Raw genomic sequence first — 24,055 nt, forward strand, 5'->3', positions numbered from 1 at the left:
TTATTTATATTATTTTTTTGCCAAAAGTACTTTCCAAGCCGATAAGACATCATTCTCATTCAGGTATTTTTTTGCCTCCAAGTGTACTTTTTGCTGGTCATCAGCACTTAAAACTCCTTTTACAGCAAAATTCTGTTTTACAAATATACTAACTTCTTCCATTGTGGGCAAGGCTTCTATATTCCCTAACATCCCTAAATCATTTCCGTTAAAAACCGAACTTTCTTTAACAAAATTTGGGATTGCATCTACTCCAATTCCTAGTGTGGATAATGGTTTTGGAACTTCAAAAAGACCTTGATTGGATCTTGAATACCAGTTACCACCCAATCTAGAAACCAAGTCGATTTTATACTGATCAATCGCACCATTAACGTCTAAAACCGATTCATCAATGTGAATTCGAAGCACTTCGCAAAGCACTAAATTCCCAGCTCCACCCTCCGTTCCCAACGGAATAATCTGAGTGACTTTACATTCAAATTGTACTGGAGATTCTTTTACTCTAAATGGTTTTACCACCTCAGAAGCTACCGGAGTTAAGCCAGATTTCACAAACTCATCGACGCCATCAGCATATTCTGTACTAGCCAAAGAAATCTGTTGTACCATGTCATAATTCACCACATTAATAACTACTTCCCGAGTTGCTTCAGCATTGATCAACGTGTGTTTTATCGAATTATCACGAACGCGCCTTGCTGGTGAAAAAATAAGGATTGGAGGATTGGCGCTGAACACATTAAAAAAACTAAAAGGCGATACATTAGCATTACCTTCCGCATCCATAGTACTGGCAAAAGCAATAGGTCTAGGTCCAACTGAACTTTGCAAATAGCCTTGTAATTTTGCTGTTTCGATACTTTTAGGATCAATCGTAATCATATTTTTTACTTTATAGCAGTGTGGTACAAAAGTAAACAAATCGGATCAGTTTATGAAAGAGTATATCCAATTAGAATAAAATTACATCTGAATTTACTCTGAAAAAAAATCTTTCTTTAAAACTAAAATACCACAGCGTTTATTTCGTTATATTTATAATTCAAATTTTCATTTATGCAGTTTTCTGAAAGAAGAAATACAACCCGTTGGATTATAATTTCTGCCTCTTTTTTAATCATTTCACTGATTCTTTGGAACACATACACATTTTTTCAAATCTTCAAAAACGAAGAACGATTAAAAATGAATCTTTGGGCACAAGCCCAAAAAACACTCATTAATGCCAATGAAAATACAGATGTTGATCTTCCGTTGCAAATTTTCAGTGACAACACTTCAATTCCTATTATACTGACAGAGAATGACAGCATCATAAACACCGTAAATATTGACGATGCTATTGTAAAAAATAATTCAAAGGCAGCCGCATTCTTGCATAACCTGAAAAACGAAAACGTGCCCATAGTCATTGAGTATGTTCCTGGGAAATTTCAAAAATTATATTACGGCAACTCGGCTTTACTGAATAAATTGAAATATTATCCCGTTGCTTTAGTGCTGATCATAGTGCTTTTTGGCGGTTTAGTTTATAATTTTTATAGAAGCACCAAAATGGCAACACAAAACAAACTTTGGGCAGGAATGGCGAAGGAAACGGCGCATCAGATAGGAACGCCGCTCTCGTCACTGATAGGCTGGGTTGAACTCCTAAAATCTGAAAACATGGATGAAAGTACTACTTTTGAAATTGAAAAAGATATTGAGCGTTTGCAAACCATTACCGATCGTTTCTCAAAAATAGGATCGGAACCCAAATTAGAAAACAAAGATATTGTAGCCGAAACACAGCAATCTTACGACTATTTGCAATCCCGATTCTCCAAACAAATTGAGTTTTCGTTCCAAGCGCCAAAAACTCCTATTATGGTATCTCTTAATCCTACGCTGCACAGTTGGACCATCGAGAATTTAGTAAAAAACGCTATCGATGCAATGAAAGGAAAAGGAAAATTAGCTTTAGAAATTGTACAAGAAGGCGATTGTGTAAAAATAAATGTTTCTGATACCGGTGGAGGAATTCAGAAACAACAATTCAAAAGTATTTTTGAACCAGGTTTTACAACTAAAAAAAGAGGTTGGGGATTGGGACTTTCACTAACCAAAAGAATCGTGGAAGAATACCACAAAGGAACCATAAAAGTCTTGAATTCCGAAATTGGAAAAGGAACAACGATGCAAGTGAGTTTTAAAAAAAACAACCTAGCGTAATAGAACTCCAAACCATGTAACTTTAGAAAACATTGTTTTTCTGACTATTTTGGACTTACTTAAATAATTTTTCACAAACAATGCGTGCTCTTCGGCTTGCGCCAAAGAGGCTTCAATTGATTTTTTAATCGATGCTACATTAGATGCGTTTTGATTACCAGTGGAGCCCAAACTGTACATATCGTTTTGACATTTTACGAGTTTCATTCTTGGAATTTCAATCATTCGGCTAATTTCAGTATCTGAAAAAGAAGGCTTAAACTTATTATTTCTGTAGTGTATGAAATCATTCAACAATACAACCGCTTCATTCAATTCGATGACAACCACATTTAATTTTTCAATATTCATGTTGTGCCGCAAAAAAGTCCTTTGTTCCTTTTTGCCTTCGTAACGCTCCAGAATCATAGCATTTTTTACTCCATTTCTTGCTATTCTTTCTGCTGAGGCAAACAACTGATCGGCTTCAGACAAAGCATCGTATTTGTTGATTTCTTTCTCAAAATCAAAATGGTTCTTGGTTATACTACTTTGGATCTTTCCTTCATAAAACTCACCATTAGTAATAGGAAAATTCGAAAATTGCCACAAATAATCAAATGGAATGTGCGAAGCGATTATTTTAGCCGGATCAGACTTAAAATAAATATTGTTCAGCTTTTTTGAAAATCGCCCATTATTGACATACCCTGAACCCCATGTGGGATCAAATACATACCACTTTTTGTCAATTTTAGCTGCTGTCCAAGCATGAGCCAAGTCACTTACTTTTCCGTTTTGTTTGGTATATCCTTCAATGATATAAGATTGGACTCCTATCTTTTGCACAAGCGCATTAAAAACCGTTGCATAATGAATGCAAACCCCTTTTTTAGTTTTTAATGTCTTCGTTATTTTCTCAGCTTCTGTTTCATTGGGATTCACAGCATACCTATTCGCAACATCATAGCTGATGTTAGATGCGGTCCAATAGAAAGCAGCTCTTATTTTATCGGTTTCTGTATTAAAATTAGCATTGATATAGGAACCAATAGCATCTATAGAAGTTGTTGAATTAGCAGGAACAGCATCCATTTTAGCATCAACTAACAAATATCCTGAATAAACCTGTCCAGCACTCAGAAGAGAGAAAAAGAGGGAAAGAAACAAAAATATATTTTTCATAATCTCGAATGTAAGTTCCCTAAATCAGAGAAGGGAACCGGTATTCACCTGTCCCCTTTTAAACTAAAATCATACTAATTTATTCTATTTCTGCAATTATTATAAATTGGTTTTTATGCTTGCTGCTAAGGCTTCAAATTCCTCATTGGACAAGGATACTTTATTTTGAAAACGCATTTCGTCCATTTCATTCAACGGAATTAAATGTACGTGCGCATGGGGAACTTCGAGTCCTACAACCGCCATTCCGATCCGTTTACACGGAACTGTTTTTTCAAGGGCAACTGCTATTTTTTTAGAAAATTGCATCAGCCCTATATATAAATCATCTTCGATTTCAAAAATCTTATCAATTTCTTGTTTTGGGATACAAAGGGTATGTCCTTTTGCATTTGGATTTACATCTAAAAAAGCCAGAAAATTTTCATCCTCTGCAATTTTATAGCATGGAATTTCTCCATTTATGATTTTTGTAAATATACTTGACATTGTGAAATTGGTTAATTGTTGAATCGATTAATCGGTTAACCGAATAAACCTTTAATTAGTCGCGAGATATTTCTAAAATTTCGAATTTCAACACACCGTTTGGAACCGTGATCTCAGCAAATTCTCCAACTGATTTCCCTAATAAACCTTTCCCAATAGGTGAGGTTACCGAGATTTTACCCGTTTTTAAATCAGCTTCACTTTCGGCAACTAACGTATAGGTCATTTCCATTCCGTTGGTTTGATTTTTAATTTTTACATTCGATAAAACCAATACTTTAGAAAGATCTAAATGAGATTCATCAATCAATCTGGCGTTAGAATGTACTTCTTCCATTTTAGCAATACGCATTTCCAGCATCCCTTGTGCTTCTTTTGCGGCATCGTATTCTGCATTCTCAGAAAGATCGCCCTTATCTCGTGCTTCGGCTATATCAGCAGAGGCTTTTGGGCGCATTACGCTTTTTAAATAATCCAATTCTTCTCTTAATTTCTTTAACCCTTCTGCGGTGTAATACGATACTGTACTCATAACTTATTCCTTTATATAAATAGAAAAAATCCCATCAGGACGGGATTTCTTTCCACAAAGATACTACTATATTTTTTTTTGCCTATAAATATATGTTAATCATATATAATTCAAAGTTAAATAAATTAAATTTGTTTCACTAATACTTTGACTATATTTTAAAATGAAAAAATACGCACTGGTTTTTCTTGTCATTCCTTTCCTTTTTTCGTGTAGTGATTCTGGTTTTAACAACACCAATCCATTTGTGCCTAATTATACTTTCGTCGTAGACCTAAACCTGAATTTGCCGGAATACTCTAATCTAAAATTCGTTAGTAATGCTGTTTATGTAACCGGAATAGGCGCTCGAGGCGTTATCGTTTTTAATACCGGTAGTGGATACAATGCTTTTGATGCGGCTTGCCCCAATCAAGCGATAAGTGCCTGCTCTACCATGACTATAAAGGGAATCAATGCCCTTTGCGGGTGTGACAGCGAAGAATACAGTTTATTTACCGGACAAGGAACATTACAATATCCCATGAAGCAATATCGGGTTCAAGTCAATGGAACGTCACTACGAGTTTATAATTAATTACAACTTATAACACACCGATAACAAGAATACTCTCGGCAAAACAAATGTGGTGCGCTCGCTAGCCAAATAGTCCGGAAAAGAATAATCGTTTTTGACTTTGTTATCGAATAGATTATTTACGGTCAATTGAAAGCCAAAAGCACTATTTTTCTTTTGATAATAAAGACGATGTATTGGAACATTAATTTATACCAACAAATCCAACACTAAGGATGGAAACAACCCTAATGCAATATTTAACACAACTGCTACAATGGCAACCGCATAAATAACAACCGACGTTCCTTTTCGTTCCTCATTTGGTTCTTTGGTATACATCGCCAAAATCAATTTGAAGTAGTACCCAACGCTTATAATCGAATTGATCACTGCTACGATCACTAAAGCCAAATAACCCGCTTGAATTGTTTGATTGAACAAAACCAACTTAGCAAAGAAACCCGCAAAAATAGGAATACCTGCCATAGAAAGTAAAGCTGCTGTAAGAATGGCCGCTAATAAAGGGTTGGTTTTTCCTAATCCGTGGAAATTTACAACATCTTCGTTGTCTCTATTTTTACAAACGTATAAAATCACACAAAAAGCAGCGATTCCAGATAAAGAATACGCTGAGGCATAATACAACAAACTTCCAGCTGATGTAGACAAACTCAACAAAGTCATCAACATAAAACCGGCATGAGAAACGCCAGAAAAAGCCAACATACGTTTCACGTTTGTTTGTCTCAATGCCATAATATTACCAACGGTCATCGAAGCCATCGAAATCACAACGACTACCATTTTGAATGACTCAGAAACATCCGCATTCATTACTGATAGTAATTTGTACAAACTAGCCATAGCAACTACTTTTGCCAAAGTACTCATTAATGCAGTGGTCAACGCTGGAGAACCTTCGTAAACATCCGGTGCCCAGAAATGAAATGGAACTGCCGCCACTTTAAACAACATTCCTATGGTAACCAACACAATTCCTATTGGAAACCAAACTGGCAATTCCGCTGATTGCGACAATTCACTGATTTCAGTAACGTCAAAACTTCCCATGGCACCATAAATTAAACAGATTCCAAAAAGAATGATTCCCGAGGCAAAAGATCCCATTAAAAAATATTTCATTCCCGCTTCGTTACTTTTCAAACTCAGACGGTCACTTGCAGCAAGAATGTAAAGTGCAATGGACAATACTTCGATTCCTAAAAAGAACATCGCTAAATTTCCAAAAGAAACCATTGCCACTGCCCCTGCTAATAAAAATATTTTTATGGCAATATAATCCGAAATTTTAGATTGGTGATTTTCGTAAAAATTATGTCCTAAAGCTACCAAGAAAATGGTTAGCACAATAAACAAAGATGAAAAAGTAGTTGAAAATTTACTCACAACAATCATGTTGCTATAGTAACTTTCTGTTGAATTATATTCAGATATGGTTAAACCCAGCACTCCCAATAATCCAATAATCATTATTGGAACAATGGCTTTTCTTAAATTAAATATTTCAAATAAAAGGCATAAAACACCTAATCCTATTATAGCTATTAATGTATTCATTTTATATTTGACTTAGTTAATTCGGTTTATTTGAGTTAAAATTTCTTCCAGACTTGGGGTAATCAAATCAGTAATTGGCTTTGGATACATCCCAAAAAAGAATAAAACACCAATTATTAGTACCAAAGTTAATCCTTCATTGAACGTTACATCCGGAAAAGGTTTTGAATTAGTTTCGCCCAACATGGCATGTTGAAACATTTTCAACATATAATACGCTCCTAATATTATGGTTGTTCCTCCTAAAATAGCAAACCAAATGTTGATTTGTGAAAGACTGTATAAAACGGTGAATTCTCCAATGAAATTAAAAGTAGTTGGCAAAGCAACAGAGGCTAAAACCAAGATTAAAAACATTGATGTAAATTTTGGTGTCTGTGAACGAATGCCGCCCATTTCAGCAATTGCTCTAGTTTCATATCTTCTATAAATAATTTCAGCTACATAAAACAATCCAACAACTACAAATCCGTGTGCAATCATTTGTAAAACAGCACCACGCAATCCGTCTAATGTCAACGTGTACGTTCCGGCTGCTATTAATCCAACGTGAGCCAAAGAAGAATACGCTAATAATTTCTTCAAATCTTTTTGTTTCAATGCAACGATAGACCCGTAAATCACCCCTGCAAGTCCAAGTCCGATGAAAATATACATGTATTCCTTAGCTGCCAGAGGTGTCAAAGGCAATTGCCAACGAATAACGCTATACAATCCCATTTTTAGCATGATCCCTGACAAAAGCATCGTACCAACGGTTGGTGCTTTCTGATACACATTTGCCTGCCAAGTATGAAAAGGAATTAATGGAATCTTAATGGCATACGCCAAGAAGAAAGCTAAGAATATCCACAATTGTTCCGTTGCTGTTAGGTTCAATTTGTATAAATCTTCTAATAAAAGACTCCCTGCTTTTTGATACATATAAACAAAAGCCACTAACATAAATAAAGAACCTGCTAAGGTGTAGATAAAGAATTTAACTACTGCTTTTTTCCGTTCTTCCACGTCTCCATTACCCCAAATCAAAGCGATGAAGTAAATTGGAATCAATGATAATTCCCAAAAAACATAATACAACAAACCGTCTGATGCTAAGAATGTTCCTGCCATTGCAAATGACATGAACAAGATTAAAGCATAAAAAGATTTTGAATTTTCGTATTGATTTCCAAAAGAAGAGAATATAATTATTGGAGTCAAAACCGTAGTCAATAAAAGCATCGACATTGACAATCCATCTGCTTTTAGAGCGAAAGAAATATTAGGTTGCGTAATCCACTGGTTGATGAAACTGATGTTTTCACCTAAATTATAGTGATTTAATAATACAATTGAAGCGCCTGCAGCAGCTAACCCAAAGAACAAAGCTACTTTTGAAGCTAGCTTATCGCCTGCAAGATACGTTGCAAACGTACCGACCAAAAGTATAATTAATATTAGAGATACATTCATTTGTAATTATTTATTGTTTTTTAAACATCCTTCGAACCAGATTTTTAAAAGGGAATTTATTTTAAAATTATAATTTTAGTATTATGAAAAATTGTGTGTAAATAGGGTTATTCTGCTAAAAACAAATACGAAACAATAGCACAAAGTCCGAAAACGAAGGCAAAGAGATAAAGACCGATACTTCCGTTTTGGACTTTCTTTCCTTGAAAACTTATTTCGTTTGCTACTTTTCCAATACCAAAAACAAAAGCTGTTACACCCGTTTCTATTGTGTCTCTGAAAAAACGGGACAAAAAGTTAATTGGTTTAACAAAAATACCATCATAAAATTCGTCCACATAATATTTATTGTAAAGAACTTTAGAAAATCCTGTAATGGCTGCATCCTCTGTAGGAATCTCGTTTTGTTTGATGTATTTGGCGTAAGCAATACCAATTCCAACCAATCCACCCACAACAGCAATAACCATTAAGATGTATTCAGTAGTTCCTAAATGGTGTTCTGCAGTGGCTAATTTAGGTACAATAGGAGTCAAATATTCATTCAACCAACTATTTCCAGGCAAACTGATCATACCACCTATAGTAGCCAATATTGCCAAAACAATCAAAGGAATGGTTATCAAAGCTGGACTTTCGTGCAAATGGTGCTTTTGTTCTGCTGTTCCTCTGAATTCTTGGAAGAACGTTAAAAACATTAAACGGAACATATAAAAAGCAGTCATTATAGAGGCAACCGAAGCCACGATCCATAACGGAATGTTATTATGGAAAGCCACTAATAATATTTCGTCTTTAGAGAAAAAACCGGAGAATAATGGAACCCCTGAAATCGCTAATGAAGCAATAAGCATTGTTGCAAAAGTAATTGGCATCGCTTTTTTCAATCCACCCATCTTGCGCATGTCTTGTTCACCGTGCAAAGCATGAATTACAGAACCGGAACCCAAGAACAAACAAGCTTTAAAGAAAGCGTGCGTGATTACATGGAAAACAGCCACTTCATAGGCGCCCAATCCCAAAGCCAAAAACATTAATCCCAGTTGAGAAACAGTAGAATACGCCAAGACTTTCTTAATATCATTTTGAACCAATCCAATGGTTGCAGCAACCAGAGCAGTAACGGCTCCAATTATTGCAATTATCGATTGCACATCCGGAGTCAAATCAAACAAGAAATTCAATCTGGTAATCATAAAAATTCCTGCTGTTACCATCGTCGCCGCGTGTATCAGTGCCGAAACCGGTGTTGGTCCCGCCATCGCGTCCGGTAACCACGTATACAATGGAATTTGTGCTGATTTACCGCAAGCGCCAATGAATAACGCGAAAGCAGCAACAGAAAGCCAATACATATCAAGATCCGTTGCACCGGCAATAGCAGTTTTTAAAGTAGCGTAATCTAAAGTCGAGAATAAATTACCGAGAATGAAAATTCCAACTAACAACCCTAAATCCCCAATACGGTTCATAATAAATGCCTTTTTAGCTGCATCATTGAACTCTTGGTTTTTATGCCAAAAACCAATTAACAAATACGAACAAAGACCTACGCCTTCCCAACCGATGAACATCACTAATAAGTTACTTCCTATTACTAATGTGATCATGAAAAATATAAACAGATTCAAATACGCAAAAAAGGTATGCATATTTTCATCCTCATGCATGTAACTGATCGAATACAAATGAATCAAAGATCCAATTCCGGTCACAAAAAGCAACCATAAAATGGACAGTTGGTCCAATTGAAATCCAAAATCGACTTTGAAAGTACTGATTTGGATCCAGTCAAAAAGAGCAATTCGAATGCCTTCTGGTTGCGCTGCAATTACACCGAAGAAATAAGCAGTCGCAATAAAAGAAACCACAACTGACAGGGTCCCTATTATTCCTGATAGCGATTTTCCAAGGCTTTTACCAAAGAAAACATTGATTAAAAATCCTAAAAAAGGAGCAAGAACTAAAACTAAAGCTATATTGGTATTCATTTCCATTTATCCTTTTAGGTTTTTTAAATTATCGATGGTAATTGAACCTAAATTTCTAAAAATAGAAACCAGAATTGCCAATCCTACCGCAACTTCTGCCGCAGCAACAGCCATCGAGAAGAACACAAAAACTTGTCCTTGCGCATCTTGATGATACGTCGAAAATGCTACAAACAATAAGTTTACTGCATTCAGCATAATTTCAATTGACATAAATACGATTATGGCATTTCGTCTGTACAACACCCCAAAAACGCCAATACAAAAAAGTATCACGCTTAGGAATATATAATTTTCAATACCAATGTGGTTTAAAATATTGTTCATTTTATTTTTGCAATTTTTCTTTTTTAGACAATAAAACAGTACCAATCATAGCGACCAAAAGCAATATAGAGGCAAATTCAAAAGGCACCATATATTCGTTGAGCAACACTTTACCCAGTACTTTTATAGATTGATAATCTTCGCCAGTGGTTACATATTCGCCAACAATAGGTTTTGAGTTTATAAAAATAGCAATCAAAATCAAACAGATCAAACAAAAAGAAACAATTGCTCCTAATCTTGTTATTCTTGGTTTGTGGACTTCTTTTTCTTCGTTCAGATTCATCAACATGATCGTGAACAAAAACAAAATCATAATCGCTCCAGAATACACGATGACATGTACTATGGCTAAAAATTGAGAATTCAATAATAGATAATGACCCGCAATCGAAAAGAAACACACCACTAGGTAAATAGCACTGTGAATCGGATTTTTGCTGAAAATTGTCAAAAAGGCGGTTGCTAATGTGATAGCAGCCAATACACAAAAAATTATAAGTATTGTAGACATTTAGTTCGCGTTTTTAAGTTGAGCATTTTTCATTGCGATATCTAATGGCATGACCAATCTGTCTTTTCCAAAAATGAAATCTTCTCGTTCATAACTCGAAGGGACCAATACTTTAGAGGTCGTCAGGTAAATGGCGTCTTTAGGACAAGCCTCTTCACACAATCCACAAAATATACAACGCAACATATTGATTTCATATATCGAAGCATATTTTTCTTCTCGATACAAATGTTTTTCATCCCCTCTGCGTTCTTCAGCCTTCATCGTGATGGCCTCTGCAGGACAAGACAAAGCACACAAACCACATGCCGTACAGTTTTCACGACCTTCCTCATCTCGCTTCAACATGTGCTGCCCCCGATACACAGGACTCATTTCACGAACTTGCTCCGGATACTGAATCGTTACTTTTCTGGCGAACAAATGCTGAATCGTAATTATCAAGCCTTTGACAATCGCAACTAGGTACATTCTTTCCCAAAAAGTCATCTCTTTGTTAGAGACCACTTTTTTCCTTCCCGATAAGGATATGCTTTCTATACTCATTTTTTAGTCATTTCGAGGAACGAAGCAATCGCACACTCAATTTTAATCCTTACTACTTATTTTTATTTGAAGCTTAATCCTGCTATTCGCTGTATCTTTTATTTTTTAGAGAAAAAAATAAAAGGATGCCGCTACTATCAGGGTTAATGATTTTGAGATCTATGTATTAAATTTAATGCTAATTAATTTCATTTTAAGAGTAGACATTAAAATCCTAAATAAGCCGCAATATCGCTTCTCAAAATTACAATACCCGTAATCACTATATTGATGATAGACAGTGGAATCAATATTCTCCAACCCAAATGCATCAATTGATCGTATCTAAATCTTGGAATAGTCCATCGTACCCACATGTAAAAGAAAATGAATCCACATATTTTTATAAAAAGAACTCCAATACCTATAACATTAGCAATATTGATTCCCCAATTTTCAACCACCCAACTCATTCCAGGATAATTATAGCCGCCAAAGAATAAAACCGCCAAAATAGTAGATGAAATAAACATATTTGCATATTCAGAGAACAAATAGAAACCCATTTTCATCGACGAATATTCCGTATGATACCCTCCAATTAATTCGGTTTCACATTCTGGCAAATCAAATGGCGTTCTGTTGGTCTCCGCAAAAGCACACACCAAGAAAATCAAAAAAGATAAAGGTTGGTAAAAAACATTCCAACTCATTCCAGACTGCTGTGCTGAAATTTCTCTCAAACTCAACGTCCCGGTCATCATCAATAGAGCGATAATTGAAAGCCCCATTGCCACTTCATAAGAAACCATTTGAGAGGCAGCACGAACCGCACCAATCAATGAAAATTTATTGTTTGAGGCCCAACCTCCAATCATAATTCCATAAACACCTACAGAAACAACTCCAAAAAAGTATAATAATGCTATGTCAATATCAGCTGCTTGCAGCAAAATATCCCTGCCAAACAAATGAAAACGATCGCCCCAAGGAATAACAGCACTAGTCATTAAGGCCGTACTCATTGCAATGGCCGGACCTGCAAAAAACAACACTCGGTTTGGTGTATTGGGTTCAAATTCTTCTTTCGAAAACAATTTCAAACCATCAGCGAGTGGTTGAAACAATCCCATAGGTCCCGCTCGGTTTGGGCCAACTCGATCTTGAAGCCATGCGGCAACTTTACGTTCTGCCCAAGTAGAATACATCGCCATCAACATTGTTATAGCAAAAACTACTACAATAATGACGCTTTTATCAATGATAAGTGTACTATCCATTATTACCTAAGCTTTTTTGATTCGTAATATCTTCTTCAGTCAATGGAAACTCTACCATGCTTATTTTCTTGCGGTCTTTCTCTCTTCCTAAAAGAATATTCTCTTCGGTAGCGATTTCCACTTTTTGTAATTTTCTATTGTATTTATTTTGATTGATCACAGAATCTTTTTCAAAGGCTCTCGGTCCTTCAATAATCCAATCCGCAACATCTTTGTGATCAAAACGACACCCATTACAAATAAATTCATCTACTTCATGGTACTCATCTTTTCTTCCTGTAACGCGTTGAATTTCGTCACCAAACATCCAAACGGTAGTTTTTCCAGAACAAGTTGGGCAATCTCTGTGTGCATTATAAGGTTTGCTGAACCAAACTCTCGATTTAAATCTAAATGTTTTATCTGTTAAAGCACCTACCGGACAAACATCAATCATATTTCCAGAGAATTCATTGTCAACCGCTTTTGAGATACACGTTGATATATTAGAATGATCTCCTCTATCCATTACTCCGTGCACACGATCGTCTGTCAATTGATCAGCCACCATCACACAGCGGTAACAAAGAATACAACGGTTCATGTGTAATTGAATATTTGGTCCTATATCTTCGGGCTCAAATGTTCTTTTTTCCTCGATAAAACGCGTTTCTGACTTTCCGTGCTCAAAGCTTAAATTTTGCAAATCACATTCTCCTGCCTGATCACAAACCGGACAATCTAAAGGGTGATTAATCAATAAAAACTCCGTTACTGATTTTCTGGCTTCGGTTACTCTTGGCGAAGATTTACTATTCACTTCCATTCCGTCCATACAGCCCGTTACACAAGATGCCATTAATTTTGGCATTGGTCTCGGGTCGGCTTCACTTCCTTTTGCCACTTCCACTAAACAACAACGGCATTTTCCGCCGCTTCCTTTTAGTTTAGAATAATAGCACATCGCTGGCGGAACTACCTCTCCACCTATCATACGTGCTGCCTGCAGGATTGTTGTTCCTGGTTCTACTTCTATGCTTTGACCGTCTATGGTTACTTTCATGTTTAAAGTCTTAACGTCTTAAAGTCAAATGTCTTAATGCCGAATACATTTCGACTTTATTTCTTTTGACTATCATTTAAATATTTTATAAATCCACTTAATAATTTTGATATATCCGAAACATTTAAATATAATTCATCGAATTCTATCTTTGAAATATAGTTTAAATCTAATGCTAAATATAATTGCGACCTTACTTCGGCAGCTGATGCTTTTGATACATATAAAAAATAAACAAACTCTTTATCTGTATTCCTTTCAAAACCTTCAGCAATATTTGAAGAAATTGAAATTGATGCTCTTCTAATTTGTCTAACTAAATCAAAATCTTTTTTAAAAATTGTATTCTCTGTTATTTCATAAATCCTTTTATTAAATAATCTAGATTTTTGCCAAGAATTAATTTCTTCAAACGATTTAAATTTTCCCATTCTTTCTTTACGTTATGACTTTCGACTTTAAGACATTGAGACTATTAAAAGGTTCAGCGACAAAATGGTCTCTATGTTTTATTTTTTCAGGGAAACGAATGTGGTATTCAAACTCGTCTCTAAAGTGACGAATCGCCGCTGCCACTGGCCAAGCTGCCGCATCACCTAATGGACAAATTGTATTACCTTCAATTTTGCTTTGAATGCTCAACAACAAATCGATATCTTCTTCACGACCGTGACCATTTTCTATTCGGTGCAATACTTTTTCCATCCAGCCTGTTCCTTCACGACAAGGGGAACATTGTCCACAACTTTCATGGTGGTAAAAACGAGAGAAATTCCAAGTATTACGAACGATGCAAGACGTATCATTATAAACGATAAATCCACCTGATCCTAACATAGAACCTGTTGCAAATCCACCGTCACTTAACGATTCGTAGGACATTAAACGATCTTCACCGGCGGCAGTTTTATAAATCAAATGCGCTGGTAAAACGGGAACAGAACTTCCTCCCGGTACAAATGCTTTTAAAGGTCTGTCAGAGCTCATTCCGCCTAAATATTCATCAGAATTCATGAATTCATAAACACTTAAACCCAATTCAATTTCATAAACACCCGGATTTTTAATATGCCCTGAAGCCGAAATTAATTTGGTCCCTGTAGAACGCCCAATACCAATTTTGGCATATTCTGCACCTGAATTATTAACAATCCACGGCACCGCGGCGATCGTCTCTACGTTATTCACCACCGTTGGATTAGCCCAAAGTCCTGAAATAGCAGGAAATGGTGGCTTGATGCGAGGATTTCCTCTTTTTCCTTCCAACGATTCTATCAATGCAGTTTCTTCGCCACAGATGTAAGCTCCGGCACCACAATGAACATATAGTTCTAAATCATAGCCTGAACCTAATATATTTTTACCCAAAAATCCAGCGGCTTTTGCTTCGTTAATGGCTCGTTCTAATATTTTATATACCCACATATATTCTCCACGAATGTAGATGTAGGATAGGTTTGCACCCAAAGCATAACTAGAAGTAATCATTCCTTCAATCAACAAATGAGGAATAAATTCCATCAAATAACGATCCTTAAAAGTTCCTGGTTCTGATTCATCTGCATTACAAACTAAATGCCTTGGTTTTCCTGATTTTTTATCAATGAAACTCCACTTCATTCCTGCGGGAAAACCTGCCCCACCGCGACCTCGCAATCCGGAAGTTTTCACTTCTTCGACAACCTCGTCTGGCGTTAATGTTTTGATGGCTTTTTCTACTGAAGCATATCCACCATTCTGACGGTACACTTCGTAAGTTTTAATCCCCGGAATATTTATTTTATCTAATAATATTTTTTGTGACATATTATGTATCGTGTAAAACTATTGTATCATTTTTGCAATCTTCAATTAACTGGTCGATTTTTGCCACCGTCAAATGTTCTTTATAAAAGTCTCCTAATTGCATCATTGGAGCGTAACCACAAGCTCCTAAACATTCCACGCCTCTTACTTCAAAAAGACCATCTTGAGTAGTTTCACCTACTTTTACACCTAATTTTTCACAAGTGTAATCCATTAAATCCTCGACTCCGTTCAAACAACAAGGAGAGGTTTGGCAAAATTCGAACATGTATTTTCCAATTGGTCTTTGGTTGTACATCGTATAAAACGACACTACTTCGTACACTTCAATTGGTTTAATCAAAAGAATTTCGGCCACTTTATTCATTAATTCAATACTCAACCAATTCTCATGAGCGTCTTGAACTTCATGCAAAATAGGCAATAACGCCGATTTTCTTTTGTTTTCAGGATAATGACTAATCAATTCATTGATGCGAGACATCAAGACTTCAGTCATATTTATTTCTTGTTTGTGATACGTACGTTCCATTTTTTATTATTTCAAATTTTGAATGCTAAATTTTTAATGTTTTTTAACTTTTATTCAAAATTTATAATTCATCTTTTATAATTTCATTAAGCGTCTAATTCTCCGGCAATAACATTTAAACTTGATAAAATAACAATTGCATCTGAAAGCAAGGCTCCTTTTATCATTTCTGGATAGGCTTGGTAATAGATAAAACAAGGTCTGCGAAAATGCAATCTGTACGGCGTCCGACTTCCATCAGTAACCAAGTAAAAACCAAGTTCTCCATTACCTCCTTCTACCGGGTGATACACCTCAGCAACCGGAACCGGAACTTCACCCATTACAATTTTGAAATGGTAAATTAAGGATTCCATATTGTTGTACACATCCTCTTTAGGCGGAAGGTAATAATCCGGGACATCCGCATGGAACTCGTTGCCTTCTGGCATTTTTTCCAATGCCTGACGAATAATACTCAAACTTTCCCAAACTTCAGCGTTACGAACACAGAAACGATCATATGTATCGCCTGATTTTCCCACCGGAACAATAAAATCAAAATCTTCGTAAGAAGAATAGGGTTGCGCAACACGAATATCGTAATCAACACCGGTAGCCCGTAAGTTAGGACCGGTAAATCCGTATGCCATAGCTTGCTCAGCCGATATAGCGCCAACATTTACAGTTCTGTCAATAAAAATTCTATTTCTTTCGAATAAGTTTTCAAATTCTTTCCAAGCGGCTGGAAAATCAGCTAAAAAAACATCTAATTTTCTAAAGGCTTCTGGTGACCAATCTCTTTCGAAACCACCAATTCTTCCCATATTGGTAGTCAAACGAGCCCCGCAAATTTCTTCGTATATTTCGTATACTTTTTCTCTAAATTGGAAAACATACAAAAAACCGGTATAGGCGCCGGTATCGACACCAAGGATTGAATTACAAATAATGTGATCCGTAATTCTCGCCAACTCCATTACGATAACTCTTAAATATTGTGCTCTTTTAGGAACTTCAATATCTAATAATTTTTCTAATGTCATCCACCAACCCATGTTATTGATAGGCGACGAACAATAATTCATTCTGTCCGTGAGGGGAGTGATTTGGTAAAAAGGTCTGTTTTCAGCGATTTTTTCAAAAGCTCTGTGGATGTAACCAATGGTTGGTTCCGCCTCCAGAATTCGCTCTCCATCCATCAACAGGATATTTTGAAAAATACCGTGAGTCGCAGGATGCGTAGGCCCTAAATTCAATATAGAAAGCTCGCTTCCATCTTCATTTAACTGCGCTGCAATTCTTTTAGCATAGCGATGCTCTGGGGATAATAATAGTTCTGACATTTATTTAATGTGAAAAATTATAATTGTTTTTTTTAATAATTGTCGGTTGTTCTACCAAAGAAACGGTCATCTTTATCCGTTCTTCCGCTGTCTTCCATTGGGAATTCCTTTCGCATTGGAAAAGAAATCATTTCGTCCATATTCAAGATACGTTTCAATTGCGGATGACCAATAAAGTTTATCCCATAAAAATCATACGTTTCTCTTTCCATCCAGTTTGAACTTAGGAAAATACTTGATATCGATTTTATTTCAGGGGTTTCACCATTGATAAACACTTTGATTTTAATTCTTTTGTTTTCGTACCAATTGTGTAAATGATATACTACCGCAAATTGATGTTCTACATCATTATCTGGGTAATGAATTCCACACAGATCAGTTAAAAAATGAAAACGCAATATGGGATCATTTTTTAAAAAAAGAATCACCGCAGTAATTTTGTCCGCAGTAACTTCAAATGAAAATATATCTCTCTCTTGATTGAATTCAAAAACAGCTGAATCAAATGTCTCAACTAATTTCTCTTGGATTTGTATCGTTTCTAGCGCCATTCTTTTATTTGATATTATACGAAGCTAATAATTCTTGGTATTCCGGGGAACTTCTTCTTCTTACGGATTCAGTTCGAACCAACTCTTGTAATTTCATAACTCCGTCAACAATTTGCTCCGGTCTTGGCGGACAACCCGGAACATAGACATCGACCGGTATCACTTTATCAATTCCCTGCAAAACAGAATAGGTGTCAAAAATCCCTCCAGAGGAAGCGCAAGCACCAACGGCTATTACCCAACGAGGCTCTGCCATTTGCTCATATACCTGACGTAAAATAGGGGCCATTTTTTTTGAAATCGTTCCCATTACCATTAACATATCGGCCTGGCGCGGAGAGAAACTCACTCGCTCTGAGCCAAATCGAGCCAAATCATAATGCGAAGCCATTGTTGCCATAAACTCTATACCGCAACAAGAGGTTGCAAAAGGTAATGGCCATAATGAATTAGCACGAGCCATACCCACAACATCATTCAGTTTTGTAGCGAAGAAACCTTCTCCTACAACTCCTTCGGGTGGCGCTACCATATTTATTTTAGAATCACTCATCTTTTATTATTTTGAATTACAAATTTTGAATTGTAAATTATAATGAAACCATTTAAAATTTAAAATTCAGCATTTAAAAATAAATTTTTATTCCCACTCTAACGCTTTCTTTTTGATGATATAGAAAAACCCTATCAAAAGCAAAGACATAAAAATCACCATCTTTACCATTCCTTCCATTCCTAATTCTTTGAAATTGACTGCCCAGGGATACAGAAAAATTACCTCCACATCAAACAAAACAAACAATATGGCTACTAGAAAATATTTAACAGAAAATGGAATTCTGGCATTTCCTACCGATTCAACACCGCATTCAAAGTTTTTATCTTTCGCTTCTGAAGATCTTTTAGGCCCTAATTTACCAGAAATTATTATGGTGCCTACAACAAATCCCACCGCTAAAACTAACTGCATTAAAATTGGAATATAACTTAATTGATCGGATTGCATGGTTGTGGTTTTTTTAAATAAATATAAATGACAAAGATACCCTTCAAATTATTAAATAGCAATGAAAACTTAAAAATACATGGCTACTATATCGATGTAAATTTACAATTTTTATTAATTATAAATAACAAAAAATATTTATCTTGTGATGTGTTTAACATCCCAAGGGTTTAACAAAGTCAAATATCAGTAGTCTTTTTGAATACTACGCTTTGGTGCAAAAAAAAACGTTCCGATAAATATCGGAACGTTTTAAACATTCGTAGGCAAAAAAATTAATTTTTATGCTTAGATCACTGCTACTTTCGCAGCAACTTTTCCTTTTCTTCCTTCTTCTTCTTCATAGCTAACTCTATCCCCTTCGCGTAATTCTTCCGCGTTGATTCCTGATGCATGAACAAAAATGTCTTTTCCTGTTTCTTCGTCTGTAATGAATCCGTAACCTTTAGATTCATTGAAAAATTTAACTGTACCTGTACGCATTGTAATAGTAATAATAATTTATAATGGAGCAAATGTAATATTTAATATAATACGAAATACGATGTTGTGTTTTTATTTTGCAAAAATATTGACATTCAACGTTTTCTAACGAATTTTATCGACAAACTACAATTACGCTAACTTTATATGCAGCTCTTTTAACTGTGATTCGTCAATTTTAGACGGAGCATCAATCATAACATCCCTGCCCGAATTATTTTTTGGAAAGGCAATAAAGTCTCTAATGGTTTCCTGTCCGCCAAGAATGGCTACTAAACGGTCCAATCCAAAAGCCAATCCTCCGTGTGGCGGTGCGCCAAACTGAAATGCATCCATCAGGAATCCAAATTGCGCTTTTGCATCTTCCGCTGTGAAGCCTAAATATTTGAACATTAATTCCTGTGTTGCTTTATCATGGATACGTATTGAACCACCACCAATTTCATTTCCATTCAAAACCATATCATACGCATTGGCACGAACTTTCCCTGGATCGGTTTCCAGTAAGTGCATATCTTCCGGCTTAGGAGATGTAAAAGGATGATGCATGGCATGGTAACGGCCACTTTCCTCGTCAAACTCTAATAAAGGAAAATCAACCACCCACAACGGAGCAAATTCAGCTGGATTTCGCAATCCTAAACGAGTGGCGAGTTCCATACGCAACGCACTTAACTGCGTTCGCGTTTTATCAGTAGGACCAGAAAGCACAAAAATCATATCTCCGGGTTTTGCTCCGGTGATTTTTGCCCACTGTGCTAAATCGTCTTGATCGTAAAATTTGTCAACGGATGATTTATAGGTTCCATCTTCATTGCATTTTACATACACCATTCCGGATGCGCCAACTTGCGGACGTTTTACCCACTCAATAAGTCCGTCAATTTCTTTTCGGGTGTAGTTTCCAACTCCTGGAACTGCAATTCCCACCACTAATTCGGCAGCATTGAAAACCGAAAATTCTTTATGTTGCGCTACTTCATTCAACTCGCCAAATTCCATTCCGAAACGAATGTCCGGTTTATCATTCCCGTAAGTTTTCATAGCATAATCGTAGGTAATTCTTGGAAATTTATCTACTTCAATACCGTTTATTTCTTTTAATAAATGTCTGGTCAGTCCTTCGAAAACATTTAAAATATCTTCTTGTTCGACAAAAGCCATTTCACAATCGATTTGTGTAAACTCCGGCTGTCTGTCTGCACGTAAATCTTCGTCACGGAAACATTTTACGATTTGGAAATATTTATCCATTCCGCCCACCATCAATAATTGTTTAAAAGTCTGAGGCGATTGTGGCAATGCATAAAACTGTCCTTCATTCATTCGGGAAGGCACTACGAAATCTCTGGCTCCCTCTGGAGTAGACTTGATCAAATAAGGAGTTTCTACTTCACAGAAATCCAAATCCGAAAGGTATTTACGAACTTCCATCGCTACTTTATGACGAAACATCAAACTGTTTTTCACTGGATTTCTTCGGATATCAAGGTAACGGTATTTCATTCGGATATCTTCGCCACCATCCGTTTCGTCTTCAATAGTAAAAGGAGGCGTGAGAGAAGCATTCAAAATAGTAAGTTCCGTTACTAAAATTTCTATCGCTCCCGTTGGGATATTATTATTTTTGGCTTCGCGCTCAATAACAGTACCTTTTACTTGAATCACAAATTCACGACCAAGGGTTTTAGCTCTTTCAAAAACTGTTTTATCCGAACGACCTTCGTCAAAAATTAATTGCGTAATTCCATAACGGTCGCGCAAATCAACCCAGTTCATAAATCCCTTATCACGTGATTTTTGCACCCAACCGGCAAGTGTAACTTCGGTGTTAATGTGTGAGGCGTTCAACTCGCCACAGTTATGACTTCTATACATGTTCTAAATTTTTGATTATTTTGTCCTTTGGACATGGCTGCAAATTTAGGACTAATTATGAATAATGAATTGAGAAATAAGAAATTTTAGTAATGAGTAACGCAAGGCACTTCGTTAAAATGTTAAATTTTATTCTAATGTTACTAAATTGTTAAGTAAAAGTTTTTTTATTGTAAAATAATTTATATATTTGTTAAGCCAATATGAATTTTAAAAACCCAAAACCATGAAAAAATATATAATATTAACCGCACTGCTTTTTTCAGGAATAGCATTCGCTCAAGAAAATAATCCAAAATTAGAAGCTCTAGGTGATTTAGTAAAAACAACTTACTACTTTGAAAATGGAAAAGTACAACAAGAAGGCTTCTTTAAAAATGGAAAATTGGAAGGAATCTGGACTGCGTACGACACAAATGGTAATAAACTATCTGTTGCTATTTATGAAAATGGAGAAAAAACTGGAAAATGGCTTTTTTGGAATGGCAATAATTTAAACGAAGTAGACTATTCTGACAGCAGAATTGCTTCCGTAAAAACTTGGAAACAAGAAGCATTAGTAACCAACTAAAAAGACCTTAACAACTACAAAAGCTTTCGTTACTCCGAAGGCTTTTTTTTGTGCCTTATATTTTTGGGTTAATACACCTTTAGAGTTTTGTCTCATCTAATAAAAAAATGGACACGAAAAATTAAACTAAGAATATAACGTTTCTTCGGGAAATAATCAGTCCTAAATTAAAAAAGTTCTTATAGCCCATTAGGTCTAATTTTTAAACCTCACTCCGACTTCGCTCTGTGCTGGCTAGAAATATCGATTTTATAATTCCGGTAGGCCTGTCACTTTTTTTTAGAAAAAACCAAATCTATGTGACCCAATACCACAGAAGGACTGGCGAAGCAACCTAATAATTGGGCTATCTGGCTCTTTTTTCTATGTTTTTATTAGATGTCTTTTTTATTTAAGATTAATTGAAGTTTTTATGGATTCATAACTAATGGATTTGAATCGTTTTTATGATCCTCAATACACTTTTTTAAACAACAAAAAAGCGATGAATTCAATAAAAATTGAACGCATCACTTTTTTTGCATCTAAAACATTATCTACCAAAAAATAGTGTAAAACGCTGCAATAATCGAAAGAACAATCAACATCCCGACAGTAAAACCTGGTGACATTTTAAACATGGAACGATCAATTTCCAGACCGTTAGTTTTAACGCCTCGAGCTGTTTCATACATACTGATGCTGTACATCCCGATGACACAAATCAAGAAAACAAATCCCATGCGATCAATAAAAGGAATTTCATAGACACCATTCCCATTTGGAACTGAAAAACCGGAAGAATGAAGGAACGATAAATCTACAAAAGCCGGTATGAATTTAAACAGAATAGAAAACATAAATCCACCAATTGTTGCAAACAAAGCCGCGTTAGAAGTTGTTTTTTTCCAAAAGAATCCTAAAATAAACATGGCGAAAACGCCCGGACTTACAAAACCTGTATATTCCTGAATGTATTGAAATCCTCCTTTTTTATCAATTCCAAGAAAAGGCGCTACTACAACTGCAATTAACATCGCCGCCACAATTGCTTTCTTCCCCACATTAACTAATGTCTTTTCATCGGCATGCACATTCAATTTGGTTTTGTAAATATCCAACGTAAAAATAGTAGCGATACTATTCGCTTTTCCAGCCAATGACGCTACAATCGCCGCAGTCAAAGCAGCAAATGAAAGTCCTTTTAGGCCCACAGGAAGCAAATTTAACAAAACCGGATACGCACGATCAGGATTTACTGTACCATCTTGCAACATTTCAGCACCAAAATGCCCGTTCTGATACAATACAAAAGCAGCTATTCCAGGCAAAACAACAATTATAGGCATTAGCAATTTCAAGAAAGCAGCAAACAAAATTCCATTTCTCGCCGTTTTTAAATCCGCCCCCAACGCACGTTGTGTAATGTATTGATTACATCCCCAATAATTTAAATTGATGATTAACATTCCTCCTATCAAAACTGACAATCCTGGTAAATCCATATAATTAGGATTCGTTTTTTCAAAAATCATGTGAAAATGGTCGTTTGCATGCGTCGTCATCAAATTGAACCCATTTATAACTCCCGTAGAACCAAATTCTTCGGCAACTAAATTCAATGCTAAATAAGTAGTAACCAATCCACCCAAGATCAAAAAGAAAACTTGAATCACATCCGTATACCCAATCACTTTCATTCCGCCCAGCGTAATCATCACCGCAAAAAACGCTAAGAAAATCATACACAAAGTAATATCCAGACCAGAAATGCTGCTTATCGCCAAAGCGCCCAAATACAATATAGAAGTAAGATTGACCAAGACATACAACAACAACCAAAAAACAGCCATAATCATAGCAACATTACTGTTATACCTTTGATTCAGGTATTGCGGCATGGTGAAAATTTTATTTTTCAAGTATACCGGAATAAAGAAAATAGCAACAATAATCAAGGTAAAAGCTGCCATCCATTCATACGTAGCAATCGCCAGTCCCATTTTAAAACCACTTCCACTCATTCCTATAAATTGCTCCGCACTAATATTACTGGCAATTAATGATGCGCCTATGGCCCACCAAGTAAGCGATCCTTCTGCTAAGAAATAATCTTTACTGCTCGTTTCTTCTTTCTTTTTCTTTCTGTAAATCCATATTCCATAACTGACAATCAGGATGAAATAGAAGAAAAAGACAATATAATCTTGGATTGCTAAAGTTTGCATTGGTTAAATGTATTTAGTTATTG

At 35.8% G+C, this 24,055-nt stretch carries 25 protein-coding genes; 3 read left to right on the forward strand and 22 right to left on the reverse strand.

All coding sequences use genetic code 11. The features are described 5' to 3' along the window. Positions 1-9 precede the first annotated feature (9 nt). Entirely contained in the window at positions 10-885 is an 876-nt protein-coding gene (locus EKM00_RS02695; RefSeq protein WP_126515150.1) for a flavin reductase family protein, read from the reverse strand. Positions 886-1,059: 174 nt separating this feature from the next. Here EKM00_RS02695 and EKM00_RS02700 point away from each other — a divergent pair, with 174 nt between their 5' ends. Beyond that, positions 1,060-2,214, forward strand: coding sequence for a sensor histidine kinase (locus EKM00_RS02700; RefSeq protein ID WP_126453944.1), 1,155 nt, complete (start codon positions 1,060-1,062; stop codon positions 2,212-2,214). Here the strand turns inward: EKM00_RS02700 and EKM00_RS02705 are convergent. The 3 genes from EKM00_RS02705 to greA form a co-directional block, all read right to left on the reverse strand. Beyond that, entirely contained in the window at positions 2,206-3,378 is a 1,173-nt protein-coding gene (locus EKM00_RS02705; protein WP_126515151.1) for a transglutaminase domain-containing protein, read from the reverse strand. The genes EKM00_RS02700 and EKM00_RS02705 overlap by 9 nt on opposite strands. Before the next feature lie 99 nt (positions 3,379-3,477). Beyond that, positions 3,478-3,867: an HIT family protein gene (locus EKM00_RS02710; RefSeq protein WP_126515152.1), complete on the reverse strand. Its 390-nt coding sequence runs from the start codon at positions 3,865-3,867 to the stop codon at positions 3,478-3,480. A gap of 55 nt (positions 3,868-3,922) precedes the next feature. Further along, positions 3,923-4,399: a transcription elongation factor GreA gene (gene greA / locus EKM00_RS02715; protein WP_073204618.1), complete on the reverse strand. Its 477-nt coding sequence runs from the start codon at positions 4,397-4,399 to the stop codon at positions 3,923-3,925. 163 nt (positions 4,400-4,562) lie between these two features. Between greA and EKM00_RS02720 the strand changes: the two genes are divergently transcribed. Then, positions 4,563-4,976: a hypothetical protein gene (locus EKM00_RS02720; RefSeq protein WP_126515153.1), complete on the forward strand. Its 414-nt coding sequence runs from the start codon at positions 4,563-4,565 to the stop codon at positions 4,974-4,976. 189 nt (positions 4,977-5,165) lie between these two features. Here EKM00_RS02720 and EKM00_RS02725 read toward each other — a convergent pair whose 3' ends face one another. The 17 genes from EKM00_RS02725 to aspS form a co-directional block, all read right to left on the reverse strand. Next, the gene (locus EKM00_RS02725; protein ID WP_126515154.1) at positions 5,166-6,536 is read right to left on the reverse strand and encodes an NADH-quinone oxidoreductase subunit N; all 1,371 of its coding nucleotides are present in this window, start codon (positions 6,534-6,536) and stop codon (positions 5,166-5,168) included. Between the two features lie 12 nt (positions 6,537-6,548). Beyond that, entirely contained in the window at positions 6,549-7,991 is a 1,443-nt protein-coding gene (locus EKM00_RS02730; protein WP_126515155.1) for a complex I subunit 4 family protein, read from the reverse strand. 107 nt (positions 7,992-8,098) lie between these two features. Beyond that, a complete protein-coding gene (gene nuoL, locus EKM00_RS02735; RefSeq protein ID WP_126515156.1) occupies positions 8,099-9,982 on the reverse strand; it encodes an NADH-quinone oxidoreductase subunit L in 1,884 nt (627 codons plus the stop codon). A gap of 6 nt (positions 9,983-9,988) precedes the next feature. After that, positions 9,989-10,309 (reverse strand): NADH-quinone oxidoreductase subunit NuoK, encoded by a 321-nt coding sequence (gene nuoK, locus EKM00_RS02740; protein WP_066079401.1) that lies wholly within the window; start codon positions 10,307-10,309, stop codon positions 9,989-9,991. A 1-nt stretch (position 10,310) separates the two neighbouring features. Further along, entirely contained in the window at positions 10,311-10,823 is a 513-nt protein-coding gene (locus EKM00_RS02745; protein ID WP_126453958.1) for an NADH-quinone oxidoreductase subunit J family protein, read from the reverse strand. Further along, entirely contained in the window at positions 10,824-11,369 is a 546-nt protein-coding gene (locus EKM00_RS02750) for a NuoI/complex I 23 kDa subunit family protein (protein ID WP_126515157.1), read from the reverse strand. A 206-nt stretch (positions 11,370-11,575) separates the two neighbouring features. Next, positions 11,576-12,628 (reverse strand): NADH-quinone oxidoreductase subunit NuoH, encoded by a 1,053-nt coding sequence (gene nuoH, locus EKM00_RS02755; RefSeq protein WP_126453962.1) that lies wholly within the window; start codon positions 12,626-12,628, stop codon positions 11,576-11,578. Further along, a complete protein-coding gene (locus EKM00_RS02760; RefSeq protein ID WP_126515158.1) occupies positions 12,621-13,670 on the reverse strand; it encodes a 2Fe-2S iron-sulfur cluster-binding protein in 1,050 nt (349 codons plus the stop codon). The genes nuoH and EKM00_RS02760 overlap by 8 nt, the downstream gene beginning before the upstream one ends. Before the next feature lie 56 nt (positions 13,671-13,726). After that, positions 13,727-14,101 carry a four helix bundle protein gene (locus tag EKM00_RS02765; RefSeq protein ID WP_126453966.1) on the reverse strand — a complete coding sequence of 125 codons (375 nt, stop codon included), beginning with the start codon at positions 14,099-14,101 and terminating at the stop codon, positions 13,727-13,729. 7 nt (positions 14,102-14,108) lie between these two features. After that, positions 14,109-15,476 (reverse strand): NADH-quinone oxidoreductase subunit NuoF, encoded by a 1,368-nt coding sequence (gene nuoF, locus EKM00_RS02770; protein WP_126515159.1) that lies wholly within the window; start codon positions 15,474-15,476, stop codon positions 14,109-14,111. A gap of 1 nt (position 15,477) precedes the next feature. After that, complete coding sequence (locus tag EKM00_RS02775) at positions 15,478-16,008, reverse strand: complex I 24 kDa subunit family protein (RefSeq protein WP_126515160.1); 531 nt, start codon at positions 16,006-16,008, stop codon at positions 15,478-15,480. Positions 16,009-16,094: 86 nt separating this feature from the next. Then, complete coding sequence (locus EKM00_RS02780; protein ID WP_126453972.1) at positions 16,095-17,333, reverse strand: NADH-quinone oxidoreductase subunit D; 1,239 nt, start codon at positions 17,331-17,333, stop codon at positions 16,095-16,097. A gap of 32 nt (positions 17,334-17,365) precedes the next feature. Then, positions 17,366-17,887 (reverse strand): NADH-quinone oxidoreductase subunit C, encoded by a 522-nt coding sequence (locus EKM00_RS02785; RefSeq protein WP_126458220.1) that lies wholly within the window; start codon positions 17,885-17,887, stop codon positions 17,366-17,368. Between the two features lie 4 nt (positions 17,888-17,891). Beyond that, on the reverse strand, positions 17,892-18,440 hold the full coding sequence (locus EKM00_RS02790) for an NADH-quinone oxidoreductase subunit B (protein ID WP_113664545.1): 549 nt from the start codon (positions 18,438-18,440) through the stop codon (positions 17,892-17,894). Between the two features lie 87 nt (positions 18,441-18,527). Further along, the gene (locus EKM00_RS02795) at positions 18,528-18,893 is read right to left on the reverse strand and encodes an NADH-quinone oxidoreductase subunit A (protein ID WP_126458217.1); all 366 of its coding nucleotides are present in this window, start codon (positions 18,891-18,893) and stop codon (positions 18,528-18,530) included. A gap of 288 nt (positions 18,894-19,181) precedes the next feature. Beyond that, a complete protein-coding gene (locus EKM00_RS02800; RefSeq protein ID WP_007137066.1) occupies positions 19,182-19,376 on the reverse strand; it encodes a cold-shock protein in 195 nt (64 codons plus the stop codon). 132 nt (positions 19,377-19,508) lie between these two features. Further along, a complete protein-coding gene (aspS, locus tag EKM00_RS02805; protein WP_126515161.1) occupies positions 19,509-21,254 on the reverse strand; it encodes an aspartate--tRNA ligase in 1,746 nt (581 codons plus the stop codon). Positions 21,255-21,480: 226 nt separating this feature from the next. Between aspS and EKM00_RS02810 the strand changes: the two genes are divergently transcribed. Further along, complete coding sequence (locus tag EKM00_RS02810) at positions 21,481-21,825, forward strand: toxin-antitoxin system YwqK family antitoxin (protein WP_126515162.1); 345 nt, start codon at positions 21,481-21,483, stop codon at positions 21,823-21,825. A gap of 536 nt (positions 21,826-22,361) precedes the next feature. Here the strand turns inward: EKM00_RS02810 and EKM00_RS02815 are convergent. Then, a complete protein-coding gene (locus tag EKM00_RS02815) occupies positions 22,362-24,032 on the reverse strand; it encodes a sodium/sugar symporter (RefSeq protein ID WP_126515163.1) in 1,671 nt (556 codons plus the stop codon). Positions 24,033-24,055: the final 23 nt, after the last annotated feature.

This window comes from Flavobacterium sp. RSP15 (assembly GCF_003968755.1).
Classification (GTDB): Bacteria; Bacteroidota; Bacteroidia; order Flavobacteriales; family Flavobacteriaceae; genus Flavobacterium.